The sequence below is a fragment of the Frateuria terrea genome (assembly GCF_900115705.1).
Classification (GTDB): domain Bacteria; phylum Pseudomonadota; class Gammaproteobacteria; order Xanthomonadales; family Rhodanobacteraceae; genus Frateuria_A; species Frateuria_A terrea.
The window spans coordinates 69,616-93,183 of record NZ_FOXL01000002.1; the positions used below are offsets into that span (position 1 = coordinate 69,616).

Consider the following 23,568-nt stretch of genomic DNA (forward strand, 5'->3'; position numbering starts at 1 on the left):
CTAGCACGGCTCAGGTGGGCGGCTGGTCGAGCGGTGAAAGCGGACGCTGGCGGCACTGTTCGTGCTTCTGTCGCGTCGCGTCAGGCAGGCGTTCGGCCAGGAAATCGACCAGCGCTCGCACGCCCGGCAACATGCCGCGCCGGCTGGGATAGACGAAGTGCATGGTGCCTTCGGGCGCGCTCCAGTCCGGCAGGACCACCTCCAGCTCGCCGCGCGTGATCGCCGGCGCGCAGACGAACTCGGGCAACAGCGCCACGCCCAGCCCGCGGCGCGCGGCTTCCAGCAGTAGCGCGAACTCGCCGGTGACCAGGCGCGCGCTCATCTCCACCGAGACCCGCTCGCCATGCGCGTCGATCAGCTCCCACACCTGCGCGCCCTCGTGTTCGAGCATGGTCAGCGCCGGCATGGCCGCCAGCCCGGCTGGCACGGCGGGCCGGCCCACGCGGTCGAGCAACGCGGGGCTGGCCACCGCCAGCACGCGCGACAGGCCGAAGGTGCGCATCACCATGTTGGCGTCGGCGTCCAGCTTGCTGCGCACGCGGATGGCGATGTCGTAGCCCTCGCCCACCACGTCCACGCGGCGGTTGCTGGAGAGCACGCGCACCTGCACCTTGGGGTATTGCGACAGGAAGTCAGGCAGCACGTGCGCCACCACCGTCTGCGCCAGCGACACCGGGCAGCTGAGCCGTACCACGCCGCGCGGTTCGGCGCGCAGTTCGTCGACCGCCTCCTGCGCGGCGCGGGCCTCTTCCAGCACCGCCCGGCAATGCGCGTAGAAGCGCTCGCCCACTTCCGTGACCACGAAACGGCGGGTGGTCCGCTGCAGCAGGCGCACGCCCAGGCGTTCCTCCAGCTGGGCCACGCGCTTGCTCAGGCGTGACTTGGGTACGCCCAGCGCGCGGCCGGCCGCCGAAAAGCCGTTGTGCTCGACCACCATGGCGAAAAAATAGAGATCGTTGAGGTCCTGCAGCGTGCCATCGAGGGTCATACCGTTGTTTCCTGCCAGAAACGATAAGTTCAATATTAGCCGGCTTATCAAGCCATTGTTGCGAAACTATCGTTACTCCTGTCGCCGGCACGCCGGCTTTCGACTGGAGTCATGCCATGAAACTGCTGCACATCGATTCGAGCGCCCTGGGCCACCACTCGGTTTCGCGCGCGCTCACGGCGGACATCGTGGAGCAGGTCAGGCGTGCCCGCCCGGATGCATCCGTCCACTATCGCGACCTCGCCGCGCAGCCGCTGCCGCATTGGGCGCCGGTGGCCGACGCCAGCGACCCGGCTGCGTTGCTGGGCAATCAGGTGATGGATGAATTCCTCGCCGCCGACGTCATCGTGATCGGCGCGCCGATGTACAACTTTGGCATTCCCAGCGCGCTCAAGGCCTGGATCGACCGCATCGCGGTCGCCGGCAAGACCTTCCGCTACACCGCCAACGGCCCCGAGGGCCTGGCCGGTGGCAAGCGGGTAATCGTGGCCTCCAGCCGTGGCGGGTTCTACGGCGAGGGCAGCGGCGGCGCGGCAATGGATTTCCAGGAGAACTACCTGCGCGCGGTGCTGGGCTTCCTTGGCCTCACCGAGGTGGAGTTCGTGCGGGCCGAAGGCGTCGCGGTAAGCGCCGAGCACAAGGACCGGGCGTTGGCCACGGCGCGCGATGCCATCGGAACGCTGCTGCCGAAGGCGGCTTGAGCCCTCGCTCTGCGGGAACAAGGTGTCCATCGGGGTAGCGAGTTACCCGCGCTGGCCGAAACCCTCTCCCAACGGGAGAGGGTTTTCGCGTTCGTCAGGCGAAAAGGCTGGCGCGCCCGGACATACCGCGGCTTTCCCTCGCTGGAGCCGGAAAATCCGCCGACGTCATGCTCGGCGGCCGGGATTTTTCTCCGACATCTCCATGCCGGCACCCAAACCGGCTGCAATGGCCTGCGCAGCCGGCACGTATCGCCGGACAGGCGGGACAAGCCAACTTTCCGCCGGAACGATTGCGTCGATCGGTGTGGCCGAAGCCCGGCTTCCACAGGTCCCACACTGAAGACTGTTGGCGAAACAGGCCGCAAGCCACTGATGCATAAGTCAATAGCCCAGGTAGGCCATCAGTCATGGCCTCTTGCCTGTTGACGCTTTCTGGGATGGTGTTATAGTTCACTACAACACCGGTCCACGAGGTCACTAAAGGAGACCCGCCATGAAAGCGCAGAACCTGATTGCCCTGGCCGCCGCCACGCTGTTCACCGCGACGGGCCTGGTTGCCCTGAACACCCCCGTGCGCACTGCGCCGGTTTCCGAAATCAACGGCATCCGCGTGGTCACCCTGGCCCCGGTCGAAGTGAGCCCGAACGCCAGCGACCTGCGCGCCGCCGCGCTGCTGGGCGACGCCGACATCACCAGCGCCACCCTGGCGCCGGCGCTGGGCACGCACGCCGAAGCGGGCGCCACCCTGCTCGGGGCGCAGCTGGCCATGCCCTACTATTCGTTTGGCACCCAGATCGCCCGTGCCAGCAAGGAATAACGTATGACCATCACCTGGAACGACAGCGTCCCGATCTACCGCCAGCTGCGCGAACGCGTGGTGGCGATGATCCTGGATGGCGCCTTGAACGAAGGCGACCCGCTGCCGTCGGTACGCCAGGTGGCAGCGGATTTCCAGATCAATCCGCTGACGGTTTCCAAGGCGTACCAGGAGCTGGTCGACGATCAACTGGTCGAAAAAAGGAGAGGGCTGGGCATGTTCGTCACCGAGGGGGCCCGCGAGGCCTTGTTGAAATCCGAGCGCGAGCGCTTCCTGCGCGAGGAATGGCCGACCCTGTTCGCGCGCCTGCAGCGCCTGGGGCTCGATCTCAAAACGCTGATGCGCGAAGCGCCGGCCACGACGGAACAGCAGCCATGAGTGCCATCGTTACCGCGCGAAACCTGAGCAAGCGCTACAAGAACGCCACCGCGCTGGACAACGTCAACTTCGAGATCCAGTCCGGCCGCATCGTGGGCCTGATCGGTCCCAACGGCGCCGGCAAGACCACCGCGCTCAAGGCGATCCTTGGCCTGACGTCCTTCGACGGCGAACTGTCGGTGCTGGGCTACGACCCGCGCACCCAGCGCGACAAGCTGATGGAACAGGTGTGCTTCATCGCCGACGTGGCGGTGCTGCCGCGCTGGATCCGCGTGCGCGAGGCGATCGACTTCGTCGCCCACGTGCACCCGCGCTTCGACCGCGCCAAGTGCGAGGGTTTCCTCAAGCGCACCAAGCTCACGCCGGACCAGCGCGTGCGGCAGATGTCCAAGGGCATGATCGTGCAGCTGCACCTGGCCCTGGTGATGGCCATCGACGCCCGTCTGCTGGTGCTGGACGAACCCACGCTCGGCCTGGACATCCTCTACCGCAAGCAGTTCTACCAGAGCCTGCTGGAGGACTACTTCGACGAGAACAAGACGATCATCGTCACCACCCACCAGGTGGAGGAGATCGAGCACATCCTCACCGACCTGATGTTCATCCGCGACGGCAAGATCGTGCTGGACACCGACATGGAGGCCGTCGGCGACCGCTTTGCCGAAGTGATGGTCAATGCCGACAAGGCCGCCGCGGCGCGTGCGCTGCAGCCGCTGGACGAACGCCAGGTCTTCGGCAAGAGCATCTTCCTGTTCGACGGCGCCGACCGCGCGACGCTGGAAGCGCTGGGCGAGATCCGCCGGCCGTCCGTCAGCGACCTGTTCGTCGCCACCATGAAGGGGACCTACGCATGAACACCCTTGCAGGCAACAAATTCTACTGGCTCGTCAAGCGCGAGTTCTGGGAGCACCGCGGCGGCTTCCTTTGGGCGCCGCTGATCACCGGCGCCGTGTTCCTGGTGCTGAACCTGATGGGCATCATCACCGCCGAAGTGGTCGGCGCGAGGCACGGCATCCATTTCGGCGCCAGCGGCGAGATGCAGCACGTCATCTCCCAGATGGACGCCGGCGACATGAGCCAGGTGGGCATGGCGCTGGACATCGCCATGTATTCCTCGATGGCGCTGATCTTCGTGGTGATGGGCTTCGTGGTGTTCTTCTATTGCCTCGGCGCGATCTACGACGAGCGCCGCGACCGCAGCATCCTGTTCTGGAAATCCCTGCCCCTGTCCGATTCGGAGACCGTGATCTCCAAGGTCGCCAGCGCCACCCTCGTGGCACCGGTCATCGCGACGCTGGCGGGCATTGCGGCAGGCATCCTGCAGTTGCTGATGGTCGCGGTCACGCTGTCCTTCCATGGGGTGAACGTGTGGCAGTTGCTGCTGCTCGCCCACCCGCTGCGGGTCGCGTTCAACATGATCGGCCACATCCCGCTCTACCTGCTGTGGGCCCTGCCCTCGGTCGGCTGGCTGATGGCGTGCTCGGCCTGGGCCCGAACCAAGCCGTTCCTGTGGGCGATTGCCCTGCCGGTCGCCACCGGCCTGCTGGTCACCTGGTTCGGCATCATGGGCCTGTTCAACCTGTCCGCCGGCTGGTTCTGGCAGAACGTCGTCGCCCGCGCCCTGTTCAGCGCCTTCCCCGGCGCCAGCCTGATCGCCGATGACGACCTGGTCCATACCGGCAAGAACAACCTCGACTTCATGAACCTGAGCAACACCTACCATCTGCTCGGCTCGGCCAACCTGTGGATCGGCGTGCTGTTCGGGGCCGCCCTTATCGCGGTGGCGATCTGGTTCCGCCGCTGGCGCGATGACGGTTGATCGCGCAAGGACTCGCAAGCCGCCACCGCACGGCCCCACGTGGATGCACCACGATCATCCGCTCCCTCGGCCACAGCGGTGTTCCCGCCAAATCCAACCGACGGACATGGAGTGAGAATCCCGATGAAATCCAAAGCGATCACCAGCGGACTTGCATTGGCCCTGTTGCTGCCACTGGTCGCCTGCAGCCAATCCGGCACCGCCGACTCGGACAGCCACAACGGCGTGGCCCAGGCCATGAAGGAAGTCCAGAAGCAGACCTCGCCCTCGGCCATATCGGCGGAAATCAACAAGGGCATCGAGCAGGCCAAGCTGGAGCTGGCCACCAAGGATATCGACGTGGACAGCGTCCACATCGGCGAAGGGTCGCACCGCCACGACGACACTCGCCCCAAAGCCGTGATCACGCCCCGGGGCGAGCTGGTGATCGGGGGCAAGGAAGTGGAGGCCACGCCGCAGCAGCATGCTTTGTTGCTGGATTACCGCCAGCAGATCATCGGCATCGCCGAGGCTGGCATGGAGATCGGCGAACACGGCGCCAGCCTGGGGGCCAGTGCAGCGAGGGAAGCGATCTGGGGTGCGCTAAACGGCAAGAGTGACAAGGAGATCGAGGCCGCCATCAAACCTCAGACCGACAAGATCCAGGCGGCCGCCGCCCGCCTCTGCCTGCGCATGCCCGATCTGCTGGCCTCGCAGCAGAAGCTGGCCGCCGCCATGACCGAGTTCAGGCCCTACGCCACGATGACGCAGAAGGATGTCGAGGATTGCGGCAAGGACATGGCGGACAAGAGCGGCACGAAGGGTAATGCCGTGTTTTCCGATTGATCCGCTGTCCGCGCCCATGCCGTGGCGCGCGTGACCGATACCCGATCACCGCGGTCCGGCTGCGCCGAGCGCTGACCGGCCCTACCGGAGGCTCATTGATGTTCATCCGAAGCACCGCCCTTGCCTTCGCCGTCGTCACCTTGCTGGCCGGCTGCAGCCATGAATCGCTCGGCTCCACCACCATCGCCAATGGCGGCATCGTGGTCCACGGTGCGGACGTGGTCCTCCATGGCACCGGCGGCACCGAGGCCAGCCTCGATGCCACCGGCAATCTGGTGATCGGCGGCCATCCGGCCACTGTCACCGAGGCGCAGCGCCAGCAATTGCAGCTGTATTACCGGGGCGCCCTCGCCGTACGCCAGCATGGCATCGCCACCGGCAAGGCGGGCGCGGCGATCGGGGTGCAGGCATTGAAGAGCGCCGCCATGAAAGTCACCGGCGGCGACGACGCGCACGCCGACGCCTCGCTGGATGCCGCCACCCGGCAGGTCGATGAGGAAGCATCGAAGATCTGCCTGGACATGCGGCAGATCAAGGCTGCCCAGGATCGCCTGGCCATCCAGCTGCCGGCCTTCGAGCCCTTTGCCAAAATCGTCGACGACGCGGGCGATTGTTCGAACAGGTCGCTGGTGTGGCGCGATGCCGGCCGCTCAGTCACATTCAAGTCCGGTGACGGGAATGGAGTGCGGGTGGCACGCACCGAACCCGCGAGCGTCTGGGGACTGCGACAGGGCGACCTGATCCTGGCGGTCGGCGGGCGGCCCGTCGATGACGTAGATGACCTGATCGAGCGGCTTTCCACAGACAAGCCCGCCGATGCCAGGCTGCACATACGTCGTGGCAATGCGGAACAGGACGTCACCGTGGCCGGGCGCGACTACGTAAGCCTGGTCGATTCGCGCAAACCTTCTGCCAAATGATGCGGCGGGCCTTCCGCTGATACCGCTCACCAGGCGGGCCGATCAGCGATGATGATCTTCCTGTCACTGGCGCTGCCACCGGCATGGGGGCGCCGGCTCAACATGTTCATCAGCGCCCTTGACGGCGACCATTCTTGCCAACCTGCATGGGCCTTCTAAGTGTTCATGAGCGTGATCGAGATCGCGCTGCAGTTGGGCATCCTCCGGTATGCCTGACGCTGGCTGAGACAGACCGCGCCTTGACCGTCGAGCCTGCCCTGCCGCGGCCCATGTGTCACCGGCAGGGGTCACGGAAGGCGCCGGATCCGGTGGGCGCCAGGGAACCAAGGCCGACGCCATTGATGTCCGAAAGCGGCGAGTACACCGCCAGACGCAGTGCTAGCCTGCTCCCATGTCTTCACCTACCCTGCCCGATCACCACGTCTGCGAACAGGCGCGCCTGAGCCGCGATGCCCGCTTCGACGGACTTTTCTTCACCGCGGTAACCAGCACGCGCATCTATTGCCGGCCGGTCTGCCCCGCGCCATCGCCCAAGCCGTCGAACGTGCGCTACTACGCCAACGCCGCGGCCGCCGAGGCCGACGGCTTCCGGCCCTGCCTGCGCTGCCGGCCCGAGCTTGCGCCAGGCAACCCGGCCTGGCACCCGGGCGCTCAGGTGGTGGCGCGCGCGCTGAAGCTGATCGATGCCGGGGCGCTGGCCGAAGATTCGCTCGAAGACCTGGCGACCCGCGTGGGTGTGGGAACCCGCCAGTTGCGACGGTTGTTCGTCGAGCACCTGGGCGCGCCACCGCTCAGCGTGCACACCACGCGCCGGTTGCTGTTCGCCAGGCAGTTGTTGACCGAGACCGCACTGCCGGTCACCGAAGTCGCGCTGGCCGCCGGCTTCGGCAGCCTGCGTCGATTCAACGCCGCCTTTGCCCAGGCCAACCGCATCGCACCGCGCGAGCTGCGCCGTCAGCCACACGCCGCCGGGGGCGAAGCCCTGGTGCTGCGACTGGGCTACCGACCCCCGTACGACTTCGACGGCGTGCTCGACTTCCTGCGCACGCGCGCGCTGCCCGGCATGGAGCAAGTGGACGCATACGCCTACGCGCGCGTGTTCGGTCCGGCCGACGCTCCCGGCTGGCTGCGCCTGTCGGCCTGGCCGGACGGCGAGCACGCACTCAAGCTGGAACTGCACTGCCCGCAACCGGCCCGGTTGCTGCCCGTGGTGACGCGGCTGCGGCGGATGTTCGACCTGGACGCGGAGCCACGCGCGATCGCTACCACCCTGGGCGTCGGCAACGTGCTCGCGCCGCTGCTGCGCAAGCGACCGGGCCTGCGCCTGCCCGGTGCCTGGGATGGCTTCGAGATCGCGGTGCGGGCAGTGCTCGGCCAGCAGGTGAGCGTGGCCGCGGCGCGCACGCTGGCGGCGCGCGTCGTCGAACGCTGGGGCGAGCCGCCGGACATGCCCATACTGCCGGGCCTGGCGCGGTTGTTCCCCACGCCCGAGCGGCTGGCCGAGGCCGACCTGCGCGAGGTCGGCGTGATCAACGCCCGTGCGGAAACCATCCGCGGCATCGCACGGGCGCTGCTCGACGGGCGCGCGGATTTTCGCGCCGAGCAATCGCTGGAGGAATTCGTCGTGCGCTGGACGGCCTTGCCGGGCATCGGCGAGTGGACCGCGCACTATATGGCGATGCGTGCGCTGAGCCACCCGGATGCGTTTCCGGCGGCCGACCTGATTCTTCGACGCGCGGCCGCCGGCGGCGATGGCGAACTGAGCACCCGCGCCCTCGCGACCATGGCCGAGGCGTGGCGCCCCTGGCGTGCCTATGCGGTGATGCATCTGTGGCGCAGTGCCGCCGATCAGGTGCAGCCGAAAAAGGTACCCGCATGACGACATGCCACTCGCCGCCCCTTCGCCACGCCCAAGAGCGAACGCCACTGGCCCCGAGCGTAGGCAAAGTGACCAAGAGCCTTCCACGACAAGCATCGCGCATGGACACCATCTGGTACGACAACCTGCCCACTCCCATCGGCCACCTGCGCCTGGTCGCCGACGAACTGGGACTGCGCGAAGTCTGGTTCGAGACCGGCCGCCACCGACGCGGCCCGGCGCCTTCGTGGGTGCATTCGCCGCAAGCGCTCGCCTTCGCACGCGTGCAGCTGGAGGAATACTTCGCCGGTACGCGGCAGGTGTTCGATCTGCCGCTGCACCCGCTCGGCACGCCGTTCCAGCTGGCGGTATGGCAGGAACTGGCGCGCATACCCTATGGCACCACCATCAGCTACGGCGACCTGGCGCGGCGCATCGGTCAGCCGCAGGCAATGCGTGCGGTGGGCGCTGCGAACGGACGCAACCCGCTGCCGATCGTGCTGCCCTGCCACCGCGTGATCGGCGCCAACGGAAGTCTCACCGGCTTCGGCGGCGGCCTGCCGACCAAGCGGTTCCTGCTGGCGATGGAAGACGGCGTTTCCCGCGGCGACCTGTTCGGCCTGGCGAACTGACCAGCCGCCGCGGGCGGGCACGCCCGTCACGCGGATGCTTTCCCGGGCAGTAGGTGCGGCTCAGCCGCCGCTGCGCGACGAGGCCGGTGACTTGTCCGGATGCACCACAGGCGGCGCGACCGCATTCTGGTAGCGATCGAGCAAATCCTGCTGGCGCGCGCGGTAGAGCTCGCGCTGGGCCTGATCGGCCTGGTCCAATCGTGTCGCGTGGATCGGATTGGCCGCATACGGCCGACGCGTCGCATCCGTCTGGTTCTGCCGCAGCTGTTCCTCCAGCTGGCTCTTCTGCAGCTGGTCGCGCACTTCGTGTTCCCGCACGACCTGCTGGAAGCGGGCATTCGCCGGTGGCTGCACGACGATCACCGGGGGTGGCGCGGCTGGACGCGGAGGCTGCGCCTGCCAGGCAGCTGCCGCCGCCGGCAACGCCAGCACGAGGACAGCGGACCACAGGCGGAGCGATGCACGGGTTTCGAATGACATGGGGGCGATGCGATGATGCGCGGTTTGTACATCGTACGAGTCCGCCTATGAAAATCCTGTTTCGCGTGCTGTGCTCCCTGGCGCTCACATTCAGCGCGGGTTGCGCCACCACGCCGCGCCACGCCGCCAAACCGACCCCGCTGCTGCTGGTATCGATCGACGGCTACCGCGCCGATTACCTCGGGCGCGATCTCAGCCCGGTGCTGGCCGGACTCGCCCACGACGGCGTGCGCACGGCGATGCAGCCGTCCTTTCCTTCGCTGACCTTCCCCAACCACTACACGATCGTGACCGGGCTTCGGCCCGACCACCACGGCATCGTCAACAACACCATGTACGACGCGCAACTGGGCAAGTTCTCGCTCGGCAACCGCAAGGCGGTCAGCGACGGGCGCTGGTGGGCACAAGGCACGCCGCTGTGGGAAACCGCCGACCGCCACGGCCTGCGCACCGCGACGATGTTCTGGCCCGGCTCGGAGGCGGACATCCACGGCCGCCATCCGGACTACTGGAAGCCCTACGACGGCAACGTGACGCCCATCCAGCGCGTCGACCAGGTGCTCGCCTGGCTGGATCTTCCGCCCGACCGGCGGCCGAGCTTCCTTACCCTCTACTTCGATGGGGTCGACCACGCCGGCCACCATTTCGGTCCGGATTCGCCACAGGTGGACCAGGCCCTGCGCGAAACCGACCAGGCACTGGCGCGGCTGGTCAGGGGCCTGAAGGCGCGCGGACTGTTCAACCAGCTCAACCTGATCGTCCTGGCCGATCACGGCATGGCGTCCACGCCGCTGGACCACAGCGTGCTGATCGAGCGCGAACTCGACCTCGACGACGTGCAGGTGGTGAGCCTGGGCGTGCTCGCCGGCTTCAATCCCAAGCCGGGCCATGACTTCGCAGCCATCGAGGCGAAGCTGGAGCGCCCGCACCCGCACATGCGCTGCTGGGACAAGGCCCGCGTGCCGGCGCGCCTGGCCTACGGCCACAACCCGCGGGTACCGCAGCTGCTGTGTCTGGCCGATGTCGGCTGGCGCATCACGACTGCCGATTACCTCGCTTCGCACGCGGGCCACGTCAGCCTGGGCGAGCACGGCTACGACAATGCCGCGCCGCAGATGCGCGCGCTGTTCGTGGCACACGGGCCGGCGTTCCGCGATGGCGTTACGGTGTCGCCGTTTCCGAACGTGGACGTCTATCCACTGATGGTGCACCTGCTCAGCCTGCCGCCGCAGCCGAGCGACGGCGACTACGGCGAGGTCGAGGACATGCTCGTACCCTCGGTGCGCTGACGTCACGCCGTAGCGCCAGCCGCAATACGCGTAACGGCAGGTGCCGCGGGACAGGTGGTCGCCGGATGATCCGCGCCCCCTCGCCCCCGCAGCTCACCATGAAGATTCTGTTCCGCTGGTTTGCCCGACCCTGCTCGCGCTGGTTGCAGCACGACTCCCGCTTACGGCAACGGCGGCTCGGTCCCCGGCGAGGGCGGCCCGGGCAGCGGCTGCAGGAAGTACAGCCTCCAGGCGATCAGCAATCCTGCCAGCACCATGGCGCCAATGAACGCCGCCACGCCGTTCCAGCCGTGCGACGCGTAGAACAGTCCGCCGCCCGCACCGGCCAGGCTGGAGCCCATGTAGTAGGCGAAAAGGTAGAGCGACGAGGCCTGCGCCTTGGCGTTGCCTGCACGGCGGCCAACCCAGCTGCTCACGATCGAGTGCCCGCCGAAGAACCCGAAGGTGACCGCCACCACGCCGGCGATCACCAGCACCAGCGGCCGGAACGTGGTGAGTCCCACGCCTGCCAGCATCAGCGCGAAGGTCGTCCATAGCACGCGCCGTCGCCCGAGCCTGCCGGCCAGGTGGCCCATCCAGGCCGAGCTGAAGGTGCCGATCAGGTACACGCTGAAGATCAGCCCGACCACGGCCTGGCTCAGGTTGTACGGTGGCCCGAGCAGCCGGTAGCCGATGTAGTTGTAGACGGTGACGAAGGCACCCAGCAGCAGGAACCCTTCCACGAACATCCACGGCAGGCCGGCATCGCGAAACACGGCGCCGAAGCGCGCCAGCAGGGTGCGCGGGCGCAGCGGCTGGCGCTCGAAGTGCCGCGAAGGCGGCAACATCCTCCAGAACATCAGGCCCGAAGCCAGTCCGATGCCGGCCACCACCATCACGCCCACGCGCCAGTCGAAGAAGTCCGCCAGCACGCCGGTGACCAGTCGCCCACCCATGCCGCCGATGGCATTGCCGCTGATGTAAAGGCCCATTCCCAGACCGATCGAGTCCGGGTGCATCTCCTCGCTGAGCCAGGTCATTGCCACGGCGGGCAGGCCGCTCAGGGAGAGGCCGAGCAAGGTGCGCAACACCAGCAGGCTCGTCCAGCCGGGTACCAGCGCAGTCAGCAGCACCAGCGCCGCCGAGGCGATCAGCGATACGGTCATGACCGACTTGCGCCCGTACGCATCGGAGACCGCGCCGGCGAACAGCATGGCGAACGCCAGCACGCCGGTGGTCAGCGACAGCGACAGCGCGCTGGTCGCCGCGCTCACGCCGTAGTCCTTGCTGAACTCGGGCATCAGAGGCTGCACGCAGTACAGCAGGCCGAAGGTGGCGATGCCGGCGGCGAACAGTGCGAGGTTGGCCTGGCGGAACAGCGGAGTGCCATGACGGATCAGCGATCCGTCGTCGGTGCCGGTGGCCGGCACGGAATGGTCATTCATCGGCTGCCTTTGGCGGGCCGTGGCGGGTGGGGAGCGCCATTGTCCTCCCGGCGGCCAGTGCAAGCTACCGCTTCTGTTTCCAGTACCGCGGCTTTGCCCGCTCCCCCCTCCGGGGACAGGACTGAGCTGAGGGGTCGGAGCTCGCGGGAAAACATGTCGCCGCGGGCAGCCGGCTTCGCCCTTGTATGGCACCCTGCAGAAGCAAAGAGCCTGCTGCTTCCCCAACAGGGAAGATGCAGCCCGGCTTCTGCAGCACAGGGATCCCATGCACCGACACACATCACTTCTGCTGCTGTCACTGGTGCTTGTGACCTCGTGCACCGGCCGCGGTGGCGCTTCCGATGTGGCCCAAGCCGTGTCCACGGCCCCGCTGGTCGATGCCGCCCACGGCTTCACCATTACCGTGCCGCACGACATGCACGTTCGCCATGACTTCCAACGAAGCTACCTGGCCAATGCCGCCTGGAAATCCTTCGCCGGCGACGACAACCACGGTACGCCGGTACTGGCGCTGGTGCTCGACGGCTCAAACCGCATTACCGCTGCCGAGCTGCGCATCGGCGTGGGCGACGATGCCGCAGCACGGGCGCATTGCCTGGACGAACCGTCCAGCGGCGTACCTGCCCTACCCTCGCAGGTCACGCTCGCCGGCGTGCCGTTCACCCGGTTCCACGCTGCGGACGCAGCGATGAGCCATTACCTCGACGTCGAGGCCTACCGCGCAGTCCACGCCGGCCGCTGCTATGCGATCGACCTTCTGCTCACCGGCACGCGGCCGGAAGTCTACGACCCGCCGGCGACGCCACCGTTCGGGCACGACACCGCCCTTGCTCGCCTGCACGAAGCACTCGGTGGCCTGCGCTTCACCGACTGACCGGGCGCACCGTGATCTGCGTATCGCGTGCATGCGAACCACGTCGTCGTAATGGCGATTGCGCCGAACTTTCCGGGTGGAAATCGTCTTCGACGACGCAACAGCCCATCCGGACAATGCGACCAGCGCCGCGCCGGTCCATTCACCCCTGCGCGAACGGCAGGGCCAGGCCGCCCGCGTGCCGCCGCCGGCACGCGGGGGGCGCTGGCTCAACGGCGCCAGTGGCCCTCGACCCAGACGTGGTGCGGAGCCCAGTAGCCAGGTACCCAGACACGGGCACGATGGGCCGGCACGACCACGCAGCCGGTCAGTGACAAATTGCCTGCAAGCAACAGGGCGGCGGTAAACAGCGACGTACGGCGCATGGTGGATCCTCGAGTCGGGAGGTGCGCGCAAGAACGCCCCTGCCCGAGCGGCGATGACACGCCTGCGCGTCGCCCATGCCTGCCGTTCAGGCAAGCGTGGCCGGCCGGTCACGCCCGCCGCAGGCGCTGCGCCGTTTCGCGGTAGCGCTGTGCGATGCGCTCCTCGTCATGGTGGCGGAAGTCCCGCACCACCCAGCGACCGCCGCTCATGACGTCCCGTACCAACGGCGTGTTACCGGCGAAGATGAAGCTGTCCAGCAGCGCCGGCGCTTCGCGCGCGGCGAGCAGCGGCGAGCCGTCGTCCAGCACCAGCAGGTCGGCGCGATGGCCCGGCTGCAGCGCGCCGATCGGCAGCCCGGCCACCTGCGCACCACCCTGGAGCGCGGCGCGCCACAGGGTCTGTCCGACGCTTGCGCCCTCGTGCCGCGCGGCAACGTTGCGATGGCGGGAGGCCAGGCGCTGGCCGTACTCGAGCCAGCGCAGCTCCTCCACCGGCGAGACGGAGATGTGCGAGTCCGAGCCGATGCCAAGCACGCCGCCGGCATCGATGTAATCGACCAGCGGGAACAACCCGTCGCCCAGATTGGCCTCGGTGGTCGGACACAATCCGGCGACCGCGCCACTGCGCGCCAGGCGCGCGGTTTCGTCCTCGCTCAGGTGGGTCGCGTGCACCAGGCACCAGCGCGCGCCGACGTCGGCATGGTCGAGCAGCCACTCGACCGGGCGGGCACCGCGGATCGACAGGCAGTCCTGCACTTCGCCCAGCTGCTCGGCGATGTGGATGTGGATCGGGCCTTCTCGTGCCGGTCCGCTGGCAAGCACGGCCTGCATGGCATCCTCCGGCACCGCGCGCAGGGAATGCAGCGCGATGCCGACGCGCAGATCCGCGGCCTCGAGCTCCCGCAACGATTCGAGCAGTCGCAGATAGCCATCCACCTCATGGCCGAAGCGGCGCTGCCGCGCGCCCAGCGGGCGGCCGTCGAAACCGCCGCGCATGTACAGCACCGGCAGCAGCGTCAGTGCAATGCCGGCTTCGCGCGCAGCCTCGACCAGTGCCAGCGACATCGCTTCGGCCGGAGCGTAGGGTGCGCCGCCCGGCTGGTGGTGCAGGTAGTGGAACTCGCAGACCTGCGTGTAGCCGGCCTTGAGCATCTCCACGTAGAGCTGCGCGGCGATCGCCTTCAGGTCGTCCGGGCCGATGGCGGCGGCGAAGGCGTACATGGTTTCGCGCCAGCTCCAGAAGCTGTCGTCCATCCTGCCGCGGCGCTCGGCGAGCCCCGCCATGGCGCGCTGGAACGCGTGCGAGTGCAGGTTCGGCATGCCCGGCAGCACCCAGCTTCCCAGGGTCTCGGCGGGACCGTCTTCCACGGCCTGCAGCATGCCCTCCGCGTCGACGCCGAAAATGCCCTCGCGCGACCAGCCATCGCCCTGCCACAGGTGACCGGCATGGCAGCGGCGGATACGGGTCGGCTGGGTCATGGTCGGATCCTCGGCAAGGCCACCAGTGTAGCGGCAGGCCAAGCCCGGCCGGCTCCGCACGCCGCGATCGGGCGCGACGGTTCCACCACACACCCTTTCGGATACTTCGACCATGCCCAAGAAGACACCCGAGCAACCGGCCAAGCTGCTGCTGCGCCAGGCCCGTCCCGACGACGTCCCGGCACTGGTCGACCTGACCGCTCGGGTGTATTCGCCCGAGTGGGGCCATTCAGGCGAGATGTTGCGTTCCCAGCAGACGCACTTCCCCGAGGGCCAGTTCGTGGTCGAGTACGCGGGCAAGGTTGTCGGCTATTGCGCCACCTTCCGCATCGACGAAGCCACCGCGCTCAAGCCGCACACCTGGACGCAGATCACCGGCGGTGGCATGGCCTCGCGGCACAAGGCCGATGGCGACTGGCTGTACGGCATGGAAGTGGTGGTGCATCCGGATTATCGCGGCATGCGCATCGGCCAGCGGCTGTACCACGCGCGCAAGCGGCTGTGCATGGACCTGAAGCTGCGCGGCATCGTCTTCGGCGGCCGCATCCCGGGGCTGGCCAGGAACATCGCGCGCTACGGCAGCGCCGAAAACTATATGCAGGCGGTGGTATCCGGCGAGCGGCGCGACGCCACGCTGAGCTTCCAGCTGTCCAATGGCTTCGAGGTCATCGGCCTGCTGCGCGCCTACGTGCCGTCGGACCATGAGTCCCTGGGCTGGGGGGTGCACCTGGTGTGGCGCAATCCCAGCCTGCTCGATCATCCGGACATCCCCTCGATACCCTCGCCGAAGCACCTGCCCGACTCGGTGCGCGTGGCCTCGGTGCAGTACCTGCAGCGGCGGATCGGCTCATTCGAGGAGTTCGCCACGCAGGTGGAGTATTTCACCGACATCGCCGCCGACTACAACGCCGATTTCGTCACCTTCCCCGAGCTGATCACGCTGCAGCTGTTGTCGATCGAGAACGAGGAGCTCTCGGCGGTCGAGGCAATCCGCAAGCTCAGCCACTACACGCCTCAGGTGAAAGAGCTCTTCAGCCATCTGGCGGTGCGCTACAACATCAACATCATCGCCGGCTCGCACCCGACCGAGCAGCCCAACGGCGACATCCACAACGTCTGCTACGTTTGCCTGCGCGACGGCTCGCTGCACGAGCGCGAGAAGCTCCACCCCACGCCCAGCGAGCGCAACGTGTGGAACATCACCGGCGGCGAGAGCGCGGCGACGATCCAGACCGATTGCGGCCCGATCGGCGTGATGATCTGCTACGACTCCGAATTTCCCGAAGTCGCGCGGCATCTGGTCGACCAGGGCGCGTTGATCCTGTTCGTACCTTTCTGCACCGACGTGCGCGAAGGCTACCTGCGCGTGCGCTACTGCTCGCAGGCGCGGGCGATCGAGAACCAGTGCTACGTGGTGCTCTCGGGCAACGTCGGCAACCTGCCGGGGGTGAACAACTTCGACATCCAGTACGGGCAGAGCTGCATCCTCACGCCCAGCGATTTTCCGTTCGCGCGCGACGGCGTGGCAGCCGATTCCACGCCCAACATCGAGACGGTGCTGTTCGCCGACCTGCGGCTGGAGAGCCTGGCCCGCGCGCGCAACGCGGGCGCAGTGACCAACCTCAAGGACCGCCGCTACGACCTGTACGAAGTTCGCTGGCGGCCGCAGCCGCTGTAGGTGAACCTCCCGCGCGAATGACTTCAGGAACCGGCGGTCCCGCCCCGGTTTCGACTACACGTTCGCGCTTCCGCTGCACACCCGCGATAATGTGCCGATGCCCAACTCCAACCCACGCCTGCAGGCCCTGCTCGGCCACGAGTTCTTCGCCCCCCACCAATGGAAGCGGCGCATGGCGCTGTGGAGCGGCGCCGTGCTGGTCGCACTGGCGGCCATCCTGTTCGCCCAGGCCAGCACCTGGGCTTATCACCTGTTCCTGCACATCCTCTCGTATGGCGTCTGGATCCCGCTGATCCTGACTCCAGCAGTATTCGGGCTGCTGTGCTGGGTCACGGAAGGCCGCTTCAGGGCGACCCGCGGCAGCGGCATCCCCCAGGCGATCGCCACGCTGCACGTGGAAGACGAGGGCTTCCGCACGTCGATGCTGTCGTTGCCCATCGCGGCCGGCAAGATGCTGCTCACGCTGATCGCCCTTGCCGCGGGTGCATCGATCGGGCGCGAGGGGCCGACCGTGCACGTGGGCGCCGGGCTGTTCTACTCGCTTGCACGGCGGCTCGGCTTCAGCGATCCGAAGGCCGCCTCGCGCTTCATCCTGGCCGGCGGCGCCGCGGGCATCGCTGCGGCGTTCAACACGCCGCTGGCCGGCGTGGTGTTCGCCATCGAGGAACTGGCAGGGACCTTCGAGCACCGCTTCAGCGGCCTGCTGCTTACCGCGGTGATCGTCGGCGGCGTGGTCTCGCTCGGCATCATGGGCAACTACGCCTATTTCGGCGAAGTGCAGGCCAACCTGCCACTGGGCCACGCATGGCTGGCCGTATTGCTCTGCGGCGTCGTCTGCGGGCTGCTTGGCGGACTGTACGCGCGGCTGATCCTGCTCAGCAGGCGCGGCCCGCTGGCGCGCATCGGGCAACTGCGTGCGCGTTGGCCGGTCGCCTTCGCCACCGGTTGCGGATTGGTGCTGGCGATGCTGGGAGTGGTCTGCCACGGCTCGGTATACGGCACCGGTTACGACCAGGCGCGCGCCATCGTGCAACAGGCGGCAGTGACGCCAGGCGGAAGCTTCGGTCTGGCCAAGCTGGGAGCCAACGTGGTGTCGTACTGGGCGGGCATCCCCGGCGGCATCTTTTCGCCCGCACTGGCCGTAGGGGCCGGCCTGGGGCAGAACATCTCCCAGTTTCTCCCCGGCGTACCGGCCGCCGCGGTGGTCCTGCTCGGCATGAGCGCGTACCTCTCGGGCGTGACAGGGGCACCGCTCACCTCGGCGGTGATCGCAATGGAGCTGACCGACAACCAGTCGATGGTCATCCCCGTCATGGCCGCCTGCCTGCTGGCACGCGCCGCCTCGTCGCTGCTCAGCCCCACACCGGTCTACAAGGATTTCGCCGAACGCCTGGTGCAGGAGTTCGAGCGCCAGCAAGCTGTCCGCCAGTCATCCCCGGAGCCCGTCGAGCACGTCGGGAAGAGCAGCGCCTTCGATGAGCCGGCAGGCCCCGCCGACACCCGCACGCCTCCTGGGAAACCATGACCGAACCTCGCTGGGACTGCCTGTTGCTCGACGCCACGCTGGCCACCTTGGCGGGCGAGCGCCCGTTCGGGCTGGTCGAATGCGGTGCCCTGGCTTTGAAAGGTGGGCACATCGCCTGGGTGGGCGCCGCAGCGGACCTGCCCGGCGCACCGGACGGACTGGCCACTGCGGTCGAGACCCTTGACGGCGCGCTGGTCACCCCTGGCCTGATCGACTGCCACACGCACCTGGTGTTCGGCGGCGACCGCGCGCACGAGTTCGACCTGCGCCTCAATGGCGCCAGCTACGAGGAGATCGCGCGCGCCGGCGGCGGCATCGCCTCCACGGTGGCAGCCACCCGCGCCGCCGATGAGGACGCACTGCTGCGCCAGAGCCTGCCGCGCGCGCGGGCGCTGCTGCGCGACGGCGTGACTACACTGGAGATCAAATCCGGCTACGGGCTGGACCTGGAGACCGAGCGGCGCATGCTGCGCGCGGCGCGGCGCATCGGCCAGGCACTGGGCATCGGCGTGCGCACCAGCTTCCTTGGCCTGCATGCACTGCCGCCCGAATACAGCAGGCAACGGGCAGACTACGTTGCGCTGGTGTCTGACGTGATGCTGCCGGCGCTGGCGGCCGAAGGGCTGGTCGACGCGGTGGACGCCTTTTGCGAAGGCATCGGCTTCAGCCGCGAGGAAACCGCGCGTGTGTTCGAACGCGCCAGGGACCTTGGCATTCCCGTCAAGCTGCATGCCGAACAGCTGTCCGACCTCGATGGTGCGGCGCTGGTGGCCGAGTATCGCGGCCTTTCCGCCGATCACCTGGAGCACCTCAGCGAATCGGGCATCCGCGCGATGGCCGCGGCCGGCACGGTTGCCGTGCTGTTGCCGGGCGCGTTCTACGCTCTGCGCGAAACCCGCCTGCCGCCGATCGACGCGCTGCGCGAGCACGGCGTGCCGATGGCGATCGCCACCGATTGCAACCCCGGTACCTCACCGCTGCTGTCGCTGCGACTGGCCGCGAACATGGCTTGCACGCTGTTTCGCCTGACACCCGAGGAAGCGCTGCGCGGGATCACGCTGCACGCGGCGCGCGCGCTGGGCCTGGCCGATCGGGGCACGCTGGCAGTGGGGCAGCGCGCGGATCTGGTGGCCTGGAACGCGGAGAAGCCGGCGGAGCTGTGCTACTGGATCGGCGGCGAGCTGGCCCGTGAGGTGTGGATCGACGGGCGCAAGGCATCGCTTTCGTAACGCCGTACAGCGCGGCGCCGTGCCGCCGTGCTCTCCCAGCGTGGCGCGGGCCGCCCTGCAATCGGTCAGGAAGCTGCCGAACCGATTCCCTCCCCGATCTCTTTCAGGGGAAGGATCAGGCTCTAGTCCTGCGGCGTCTTGGCCGGAATGAACGGCGACACCGGATCGCTGGCCGGGAAGGTCTCTTCCACCGCCTCGTCGGTCAGTTCGCTTTCGTGGGCCTTGCGCCCCTGTCGCTCGTTCTCGGTTTCCGGACGCTGCGGCTTGGTGCAATCGGGATGCTGGATGTCTTTGCGGTCGTGGCTGCTCATCTTCTGGCTCCGCTCGGTGTGGTCCCATTCGGGCAGGCGCGCGTCGATACGGGTGATGTCGGCCTTGGCCACCTCCTGCAAGCAGGACAGCGCGCGCTGGTTGCGCAAGGTCGTCTGTGAGGCGATGCCGTCTGCCGGCACCCATAGCGCGAACTGGCGCATCTGCGCATCCAGTCCGGTGCGCAGGACGCAGTCGTCGCCGGCGATGCCGACCAGGGTCAATGCCCTGACGCCGAGTTTCCCGAGCAGCGTGCTCAGCGGCGTTTCGTAGAAGGCCGAATGGCGTGGCTTGAGGACGAAGTAGTCCTCCACTCCCGGCAGCAGGCCGTCGCTCAGCAACGCGCCGCGTGAACCGACGCGCCGGCAATGCTCGATGATCTTCGCCAGGTCGGCGTGCCAGCGGCCGAAGTTGTCATTGGCGTAGATCACCGGCAGCCCGTGCTCGTGGTACCAGCTGCGCAGTTGGACGATTGCGCTGGCGATCGGCATCGCCTGCTCCAGCAGGTCCTCACCGCCCTCGAATTCGAGGTCGTTGAGCATGTCGATGATCAGCAGCGCGCTTTGCCCCGGTTCGAAGGGCGCGTCCTGACCATGCTGGCCCGTGCCTGTCATACGGCTCGCCACGCTCTCAAGCCGCCTGTGCCTGTTGCTTCAGTTCGACCTTGCGTCTGGCCAGCTGGTCGCCCAGTTCTTCCAACGCCTTCTTGCTCATCAGCGTCTTGGCGCGCTTGAACATTTCCTTTTCTTCCTCGTCGGCATGGTGCTCGAACAGTTCCTTGAGCACCTTGGCCCGACCGGAGAATTTCTCGCTGTCGACCTCGGTCTTGAGCAGGTCCGGCAGCACCAGGTCGCCGGCAGCGCGGTGTTCCTCCAGGGCCTCGAAGTACATCTTGGCGTCGTCCTTGCCGTCGCCAGCCTTCTTGAAAGCCGGGTAGAAGATTTCTTCCTCGATGGTGTTGTGCACCGTGAGGTTGGTCCGGATCTTTTCCACCAGCTCCTTGCGCTTTTTCACGCCGCGCGTGGTGGTACCGGCCAGTTCCTCCAGCAGCGCCCTCATGTTCTCGTGATCCTGCTTCAAAAGCTCGATTGCGTTCATGCCGGCTCCGCTGCACCTCTGCCTGCCGCACGTTTCCATGCGCGCGGTGAAGCGCGTGTCTGCCCCCGGTTAATCCCCGCCGAACGCAAAAAAAAACCCCCGCTTTCGGCGGGGGCTTCTGGATCCGCGAGCGCTTGCGCTCAGGCGGACTTCTTCTTCGGCGCGGCCTTCTTGGCGGCGGCCGGCTTGGTCACGGTGGCCTTGGCGCCGGCCACGGCCGGCTGGGCATCGTGCGCGCGGGTGTTGCCGTAGCTACCGCGGTAGGTCTTGCCGCGACGGGTCTTGCGATCGCCCTTACCCATGGGAACTCCTTGATTCGTAATGCGTGAATGGCCCGACATCGTAGCAGCGAAGGGGCAAAGCGCAAGAGAGCTGCCGCCCCCGGAGGGGCTTCAGCCCGCGCCTCCGGCGGCTGGATCCCGTCAGGGGTGTCGATGTCCGAGACAGTCACGCGCATGGTCCGTGCACGGCCCCGCGTCCACCTGCACCGTCACGTGCAGGATGCCAAAGCGCTGGCGCAGCAGGCCATGGATGGCCGCTACCGCGCCGGCACCGTCACCGCTGTCGACCTGCGCGTGCAAGGTAGCCATGCGCGAGCCGGAGGCCAGCTGCCACACGTGCAGGTGGTGGATGTCGCGAATGGAGGCTTCCGCCTGGCGCAAAGCCTGCTCGACCTCGCCCACGTCCAGGTCTTCGGGCACACCTTCGAGCAGGATGTGCGCCGACTTGCGCAGCAGGCGCCAGGCACCACCCAGGATCAGCAGCGAAACCAACAGGGAGAGCATCGGGTCGGCCCAGTTCCAGCCCATGTAGCGCACCGCCAGCGCAGCCAGTACCGCGCCGAACGAGCCGAGCAGGTCGCCCAGCACGTGCAGGCTCGCGCCGGCCATGTTGACGTCGTCGTGGGCGTGGCCGTGAAGCACGCGCAGGACCAGCAGGTTGACCAGCAGGCCCACCATGGCCACTACCAGCATGACGCCGGACAGGATGGCCCCCGGATGCATCAGTCGGCTCACCGCCTCGTAGGCGATGAAGCCGACCAGCACGAACTGGGTCAATGCATTGACGAAACCGGCCAGGACTTCCAGTCGTCCGTAACCGTAGCTTCGGCGTGCGTCGGCCGGACGCAGCGCCAGCCGCGCACCGAAGAAGGCCAGCGCCAGCGCCAATGCATCGACCATCATGTGCCCGGCGTCGGCAAGCAACGCAAGCGAACCGGACCAAAGGCCGCCGACGGCCTCGGCCAGCAGCATCAACAGGGTCAGCAGGAACGCGAACAGCAGCTTGCGTCCTCGCCCGCCGTCTTGCCGATGGTCGTGGTCATGGTCGTGATGCAGATGCGGGTGGTCATGCGGGTCTTTCATCGCCGCCATCGTAGGAAGGCCCCGTCGCGTTACACAATCACCGCGCGTTCAATGCGCGCAGCCGGGGCCGTGCATATGGGGTTGCCGACGATCCAGCCGCAGGTTGACGAAGTGCGCGCTCGCCAGCAGCACGCCGCCGCAGGTGACCAGCACGCTGTGCAGCGCGATCGGATACAGCTCGGCTACGGTGACGCCCAGCAGCAACAGCAACAGGCCGGGAAACGCCAGCATCAGCGGCGCCGGGCGGTGGTGCCGGCGATAACCGTTGACCAGGGTCAGCAGTGCCAGCGCGCACGCGAACACCACGAAGGCGCGCTCGAACCGGTGGTCGGCCAGGAACTGCAGCCCCACCAGCGGCAGCATGGCGAGCACGAAGGGCAGCGCGGCGCAGTGGATAGCGCACAGGAAGGAGGCGACTGCACCAAGCCGGTCGGCGGCCTGCCATGCGCGTGATGTCGGGGATCGGGCCATCGGTGGCGTCGTTGCAAGACTGGACGCAATGTTACAATGTAACGCACAGCCTGTCATCGTGCGGCCACCAGCAGTCAACCGGATCGTCGCAAGCGCGTTGCAGAATGGTTGAACGAAGGCCCATGGCTGCTGCCAATGACTCGGTTTTCCGGTGCGGCAACGTTCCCTCCCCGCCAACACCGGGAAAACGCGGGGCGCGATACCGGATGTATCGCGCCCCGCACTCTCTTGCTTCTAGCCGTTCAGCCCTCGCGGCAGCGCTTGCACAGGCCGTGGACCTCCAGCGTCTGTGCCTGCGGCCGGAAACCGAATGCGCGCGCCTGGGCCTCGATGAGTTCCGCAACCCGGGCGTCGCAGACTTCCTGTGCACTGGCGCAGTTGTCGCAGATCAGGAATGGCACCTGGTGCGCCTCGGCCGGGTGATGACAGGAAACGTAGGCGTTGATCGATTCGAGCTTGTGGATGAAGCCCTGCTCGAGCAGGAAATCGAGCGCGCGATACACCGTTGGCGGCGCCGCATTGCCGTGGCGCTCGCGCAGGTGATCGAGCAGGTCGTAGGCCTTGACCGGCTTGCCTGCCGCCGCGACCAGTTCCAGCACTTCCTTGCGCAGCGGTGTCAGGCGCAGGCCGCGCTCTTCGCTGGCCTGCTCGACCGCGGCGACGAAACTTTCGGCGTCTTCGAGATGGTGCGTATGCAGCTTGCCTGACACGGTGCGGACCGCCCTGTGGGATGACGCCGATGATAGCGCCTGGCGGAAACATGATGCCGGAGTCATTTGCGCAACGGCGGTGGCATCGAGCGCCGCGGGCGGCGCAGGATCACGAGCCAACCGATCGGACCCAGCACGAAAGCCCAGGCCACGCCTTCGGCAGTCCGGCCACGCCACCAGCCCAGCAAGGCGCCGACGCCGAGGAAGAAGAGGTTCCACCAGATGAGCGCCGTCCATGGGACCTGCGCCATCAGGTTCAGGAAGATGCGCAGGAATGCGTCGGGGGCGTCGGGGTCGACGCCCTGCATGGCGCGGGCAAGGAGTTCATCCATGCC

26 protein-coding genes are annotated in these 23,568 nt (G+C 67.5%); 14 read left to right on the forward strand and 12 right to left on the reverse strand.

The features are described 5' to 3' along the window. Positions 1 to 10 precede the first annotated feature (10 nt). On the reverse strand, positions 11 to 988 hold the full coding sequence (locus BMZ38_RS00325) for a LysR substrate-binding domain-containing protein (protein WP_091332795.1): 978 nt from the start codon (positions 986 to 988) through the stop codon (positions 11 to 13). Between the two features lie 116 nt (positions 989 to 1,104). Between BMZ38_RS00325 and BMZ38_RS00330 the strand changes: the two genes are divergently transcribed. The 9 genes from BMZ38_RS00330 to BMZ38_RS00370 all read left to right on the forward strand — a co-directional run bounded on the left by BMZ38_RS00330 (position 1,105) and on the right by BMZ38_RS00370 (position 8,938). Further along, positions 1,105 to 1,689 (forward strand): FMN-dependent NADH-azoreductase, encoded by a 585-nt coding sequence (locus tag BMZ38_RS00330; protein ID WP_091332798.1) that lies wholly within the window; start codon positions 1,105 to 1,107, stop codon positions 1,687 to 1,689. A gap of 493 nt (positions 1,690 to 2,182) precedes the next feature. Continuing rightward, complete coding sequence (locus tag BMZ38_RS00335; protein ID WP_091332801.1) at positions 2,183 to 2,506, forward strand: hypothetical protein; 324 nt, start codon at positions 2,183 to 2,185, stop codon at positions 2,504 to 2,506. 3 nt (positions 2,507 to 2,509) lie between these two features. Next, entirely contained in the window at positions 2,510 to 2,884 is a 375-nt protein-coding gene (locus tag BMZ38_RS00340; RefSeq protein ID WP_091332804.1) for a GntR family transcriptional regulator, read from the forward strand. Next, on the forward strand, positions 2,881 to 3,738 hold the full coding sequence (locus BMZ38_RS00345; RefSeq protein WP_091332807.1) for an ABC transporter ATP-binding protein: 858 nt from the start codon (positions 2,881 to 2,883) through the stop codon (positions 3,736 to 3,738). Before BMZ38_RS00340 ends, BMZ38_RS00345 begins: the two co-directional genes overlap by 4 nt. After that, a complete protein-coding gene (locus tag BMZ38_RS00350) occupies positions 3,735 to 4,703 on the forward strand; it encodes an ABC-2 transporter permease (protein ID WP_091332810.1) in 969 nt (322 codons plus the stop codon). Before BMZ38_RS00345 ends, BMZ38_RS00350 begins: the two co-directional genes overlap by 4 nt. A gap of 123 nt (positions 4,704 to 4,826) precedes the next feature. Next, a complete protein-coding gene (locus BMZ38_RS00355) occupies positions 4,827 to 5,528 on the forward strand; it encodes a hypothetical protein (protein WP_091332813.1) in 702 nt (233 codons plus the stop codon). Then, the gene (locus tag BMZ38_RS00360) at positions 5,525 to 6,448 is read left to right on the forward strand and encodes a PDZ domain-containing protein (protein WP_139202357.1); all 924 of its coding nucleotides are present in this window, start codon (positions 5,525 to 5,527) and stop codon (positions 6,446 to 6,448) included. Before BMZ38_RS00355 ends, BMZ38_RS00360 begins: the two co-directional genes overlap by 4 nt. Positions 6,449 to 6,839: 391 nt before the next feature. Next, a complete protein-coding gene (locus BMZ38_RS00365; RefSeq protein WP_091332818.1) occupies positions 6,840 to 8,327 on the forward strand; it encodes a DNA-3-methyladenine glycosylase 2 in 1,488 nt (495 codons plus the stop codon). A 101-nt stretch (positions 8,328 to 8,428) separates the two neighbouring features. After that, on the forward strand, positions 8,429 to 8,938 hold the full coding sequence (locus BMZ38_RS00370; RefSeq protein ID WP_091332820.1) for a methylated-DNA--[protein]-cysteine S-methyltransferase: 510 nt from the start codon (positions 8,429 to 8,431) through the stop codon (positions 8,936 to 8,938). Positions 8,939 to 8,998: 60 nt separating this feature from the next. Here BMZ38_RS00370 and BMZ38_RS00375 read toward each other — a convergent pair whose 3' ends face one another. Then, positions 8,999 to 9,418 (reverse strand): hypothetical protein, encoded by a 420-nt coding sequence (locus tag BMZ38_RS00375; protein ID WP_091332822.1) that lies wholly within the window; start codon positions 9,416 to 9,418, stop codon positions 8,999 to 9,001. Positions 9,419 to 9,465: 47 nt separating this feature from the next. Between BMZ38_RS00375 and BMZ38_RS00380 the strand changes: the two genes are divergently transcribed. Next, positions 9,466 to 10,707 carry an alkaline phosphatase family protein gene (locus tag BMZ38_RS00380; RefSeq protein WP_091332824.1) on the forward strand — a complete coding sequence of 414 codons (1,242 nt, stop codon included), beginning with the start codon at positions 9,466 to 9,468 and terminating at the stop codon, positions 10,705 to 10,707. Between the two features lie 161 nt (positions 10,708 to 10,868). Here the strand turns inward: BMZ38_RS00380 and BMZ38_RS00385 are convergent, their stop codons facing one another. Next, positions 10,869 to 12,131 (reverse strand): MFS transporter, encoded by a 1,263-nt coding sequence (locus BMZ38_RS00385; RefSeq protein ID WP_091332826.1) that lies wholly within the window; start codon positions 12,129 to 12,131, stop codon positions 10,869 to 10,871. A 355-nt stretch (positions 12,132 to 12,486) separates the two neighbouring features. On the opposite strand from BMZ38_RS00385, the gene BMZ38_RS00390 reads away from it, so the two are divergent. Continuing rightward, positions 12,487 to 13,005 (forward strand): hypothetical protein, encoded by a 519-nt coding sequence (locus BMZ38_RS00390; RefSeq protein WP_139202358.1) that lies wholly within the window; start codon positions 12,487 to 12,489, stop codon positions 13,003 to 13,005. A 209-nt stretch (positions 13,006 to 13,214) separates the two neighbouring features. Here BMZ38_RS00390 and BMZ38_RS00395 read toward each other — a convergent pair whose 3' ends face one another. Both BMZ38_RS00395 and BMZ38_RS00400 read right to left on the reverse strand, forming a co-directional pair. Beyond that, positions 13,215 to 13,370: a YXWGXW repeat-containing protein gene (locus tag BMZ38_RS00395; RefSeq protein WP_091332830.1), complete on the reverse strand. Its 156-nt coding sequence runs from the start codon at positions 13,368 to 13,370 to the stop codon at positions 13,215 to 13,217. 108 nt (positions 13,371 to 13,478) lie between these two features. Next, entirely contained in the window at positions 13,479 to 14,849 is a 1,371-nt protein-coding gene (locus tag BMZ38_RS00400; RefSeq protein WP_091332832.1) for a formimidoylglutamate deiminase, read from the reverse strand. Between the two features lie 112 nt (positions 14,850 to 14,961). Here BMZ38_RS00400 and BMZ38_RS00405 point away from each other — a divergent pair, with 112 nt between their 5' ends. The 3 genes from BMZ38_RS00405 (at position 14,962) to hutI (ending at position 19,281) form a co-directional block, all read left to right on the forward strand. Further along, positions 14,962 to 16,527, forward strand: coding sequence for a bifunctional GNAT family N-acetyltransferase/carbon-nitrogen hydrolase family protein (locus tag BMZ38_RS00405; protein ID WP_091332834.1), 1,566 nt, complete (start codon positions 14,962 to 14,964; stop codon positions 16,525 to 16,527). 97 nt (positions 16,528 to 16,624) lie between these two features. After that, a complete protein-coding gene (locus BMZ38_RS00410; RefSeq protein ID WP_091332835.1) occupies positions 16,625 to 18,052 on the forward strand; it encodes a chloride channel protein in 1,428 nt (475 codons plus the stop codon). Further along, positions 18,049 to 19,281, forward strand: coding sequence for an imidazolonepropionase (hutI, locus tag BMZ38_RS00415; RefSeq protein WP_091332837.1), 1,233 nt, complete (start codon positions 18,049 to 18,051; stop codon positions 19,279 to 19,281). The genes BMZ38_RS00410 and hutI overlap by 4 nt, the downstream gene beginning before the upstream one ends. Positions 19,282 to 19,403: 122 nt before the next feature. Here the strand turns inward: hutI and BMZ38_RS00420 are convergent, their stop codons facing one another. From BMZ38_RS00420 to BMZ38_RS00450, 7 genes are all read right to left on the reverse strand, one after another. Continuing rightward, complete coding sequence (locus BMZ38_RS00420) at positions 19,404 to 20,204, reverse strand: cysteine hydrolase family protein (protein WP_091332839.1); 801 nt, start codon at positions 20,202 to 20,204, stop codon at positions 19,404 to 19,406. Positions 20,205 to 20,220: 16 nt separating this feature from the next. Beyond that, positions 20,221 to 20,688: a PA2171 family ribosome-binding persister protein gene (locus tag BMZ38_RS00425; RefSeq protein ID WP_091332841.1), complete on the reverse strand. Its 468-nt coding sequence runs from the start codon at positions 20,686 to 20,688 to the stop codon at positions 20,221 to 20,223. Between the two features lie 140 nt (positions 20,689 to 20,828). Next, complete coding sequence (locus tag BMZ38_RS00430) at positions 20,829 to 20,990, reverse strand: 30S ribosomal protein THX (protein ID WP_091332843.1); 162 nt, start codon at positions 20,988 to 20,990, stop codon at positions 20,829 to 20,831. A gap of 120 nt (positions 20,991 to 21,110) precedes the next feature. Then, a complete protein-coding gene (locus BMZ38_RS00435) occupies positions 21,111 to 22,052 on the reverse strand; it encodes a cation diffusion facilitator family transporter (protein WP_091332845.1) in 942 nt (313 codons plus the stop codon). A 48-nt stretch (positions 22,053 to 22,100) separates the two neighbouring features. Further along, complete coding sequence (locus BMZ38_RS00440) at positions 22,101 to 22,523, reverse strand: MerC domain-containing protein (protein WP_091332847.1); 423 nt, start codon at positions 22,521 to 22,523, stop codon at positions 22,101 to 22,103. Positions 22,524 to 22,765: 242 nt separating this feature from the next. Then, a complete protein-coding gene (locus tag BMZ38_RS00445) occupies positions 22,766 to 23,299 on the reverse strand; it encodes a transcriptional repressor (RefSeq protein WP_425431830.1) in 534 nt (177 codons plus the stop codon). Then, positions 23,296 to 23,565 carry a hypothetical protein gene (locus BMZ38_RS00450; protein WP_091332851.1) on the reverse strand — a complete coding sequence of 90 codons (270 nt, stop codon included), beginning with the start codon at positions 23,563 to 23,565 and terminating at the stop codon, positions 23,296 to 23,298. The genes BMZ38_RS00445 and BMZ38_RS00450 overlap by 4 nt, the downstream gene beginning before the upstream one ends. Positions 23,566 to 23,568 lie beyond the last annotated feature (3 nt).

What these genes read in the sequence shown, in the direction of transcription:
- BMZ38_RS00325 (WP_091332795.1), bottom strand. Translation starts at nt 988, where the DNA reads ATGACCCTCGATGGCACGCTGCAGGACCTCAACGATCTCTATTTTTTC.
- BMZ38_RS00330 (WP_091332798.1), top strand. Translation starts at nt 1,105, where the DNA reads ATGAAACTGCTGCACATCGATTCGAGCGCCCTGGGCCACCACTCGGTT.
- BMZ38_RS00335 (WP_091332801.1), top strand. Translation starts at nt 2,183, where the DNA reads ATGAAAGCGCAGAACCTGATTGCCCTGGCCGCCGCCACGCTGTTCACC.
- BMZ38_RS00340 (WP_091332804.1), top strand. Translation starts at nt 2,510, where the DNA reads ATGACCATCACCTGGAACGACAGCGTCCCGATCTACCGCCAGCTGCGC.
- BMZ38_RS00345 (WP_091332807.1), top strand. Translation starts at nt 2,881, where the DNA reads ATGAGTGCCATCGTTACCGCGCGAAACCTGAGCAAGCGCTACAAGAAC.
- BMZ38_RS00350 (WP_091332810.1), top strand. Translation starts at nt 3,735, where the DNA reads ATGAACACCCTTGCAGGCAACAAATTCTACTGGCTCGTCAAGCGCGAG.
- BMZ38_RS00355 (WP_091332813.1), top strand. Translation starts at nt 4,827, where the DNA reads ATGAAATCCAAAGCGATCACCAGCGGACTTGCATTGGCCCTGTTGCTG.
- BMZ38_RS00365 (WP_091332818.1), top strand. Translation starts at nt 6,840, where the DNA reads ATGTCTTCACCTACCCTGCCCGATCACCACGTCTGCGAACAGGCGCGC.
- BMZ38_RS00370 (WP_091332820.1), top strand. Translation starts at nt 8,429, where the DNA reads ATGGACACCATCTGGTACGACAACCTGCCCACTCCCATCGGCCACCTG.
- BMZ38_RS00375 (WP_091332822.1), bottom strand. Translation starts at nt 9,418, where the DNA reads ATGTCATTCGAAACCCGTGCATCGCTCCGCCTGTGGTCCGCTGTCCTC.
- BMZ38_RS00380 (WP_091332824.1), top strand. Translation starts at nt 9,466, where the DNA reads ATGAAAATCCTGTTTCGCGTGCTGTGCTCCCTGGCGCTCACATTCAGC.
- BMZ38_RS00385 (WP_091332826.1), bottom strand. Translation starts at nt 12,131, where the DNA reads ATGAATGACCATTCCGTGCCGGCCACCGGCACCGACGACGGATCGCTG.
- BMZ38_RS00395 (WP_091332830.1), bottom strand. Translation starts at nt 13,370, where the DNA reads ATGCGCCGTACGTCGCTGTTTACCGCCGCCCTGTTGCTTGCAGGCAAT.
- BMZ38_RS00400 (WP_091332832.1), bottom strand. Translation starts at nt 14,849, where the DNA reads ATGACCCAGCCGACCCGTATCCGCCGCTGCCATGCCGGTCACCTGTGG.
- BMZ38_RS00405 (WP_091332834.1), top strand. Translation starts at nt 14,962, where the DNA reads ATGCCCAAGAAGACACCCGAGCAACCGGCCAAGCTGCTGCTGCGCCAG.
- BMZ38_RS00410 (WP_091332835.1), top strand. Translation starts at nt 16,625, where the DNA reads ATGCCCAACTCCAACCCACGCCTGCAGGCCCTGCTCGGCCACGAGTTC.
- hutI (WP_091332837.1), top strand. Translation starts at nt 18,049, where the DNA reads ATGACCGAACCTCGCTGGGACTGCCTGTTGCTCGACGCCACGCTGGCC.
- BMZ38_RS00420 (WP_091332839.1), bottom strand. Translation starts at nt 20,204, where the DNA reads ATGACAGGCACGGGCCAGCATGGTCAGGACGCGCCCTTCGAACCGGGG.
- BMZ38_RS00425 (WP_091332841.1), bottom strand. Translation starts at nt 20,688, where the DNA reads ATGAACGCAATCGAGCTTTTGAAGCAGGATCACGAGAACATGAGGGCG.
- BMZ38_RS00430 (WP_091332843.1), bottom strand. Translation starts at nt 20,990, where the DNA reads ATGGGTAAGGGCGATCGCAAGACCCGTCGCGGCAAGACCTACCGCGGT.
- BMZ38_RS00435 (WP_091332845.1), bottom strand. Translation starts at nt 22,052, where the DNA reads ATGAAAGACCCGCATGACCACCCGCATCTGCATCACGACCATGACCAC.
- BMZ38_RS00440 (WP_091332847.1), bottom strand. Translation starts at nt 22,523, where the DNA reads ATGGCCCGATCCCCGACATCACGCGCATGGCAGGCCGCCGACCGGCTT.
- BMZ38_RS00445 (WP_425431830.1), bottom strand. Translation starts at nt 23,299, where the DNA reads ATGACTCCGGCATCATGTTTCCGCCAGGCGCTATCATCGGCGTCATCC.
- BMZ38_RS00450 (WP_091332851.1), bottom strand. Translation starts at nt 23,565, where the DNA reads ATGGATGAACTCCTTGCCCGCGCCATGCAGGGCGTCGACCCCGACGCC.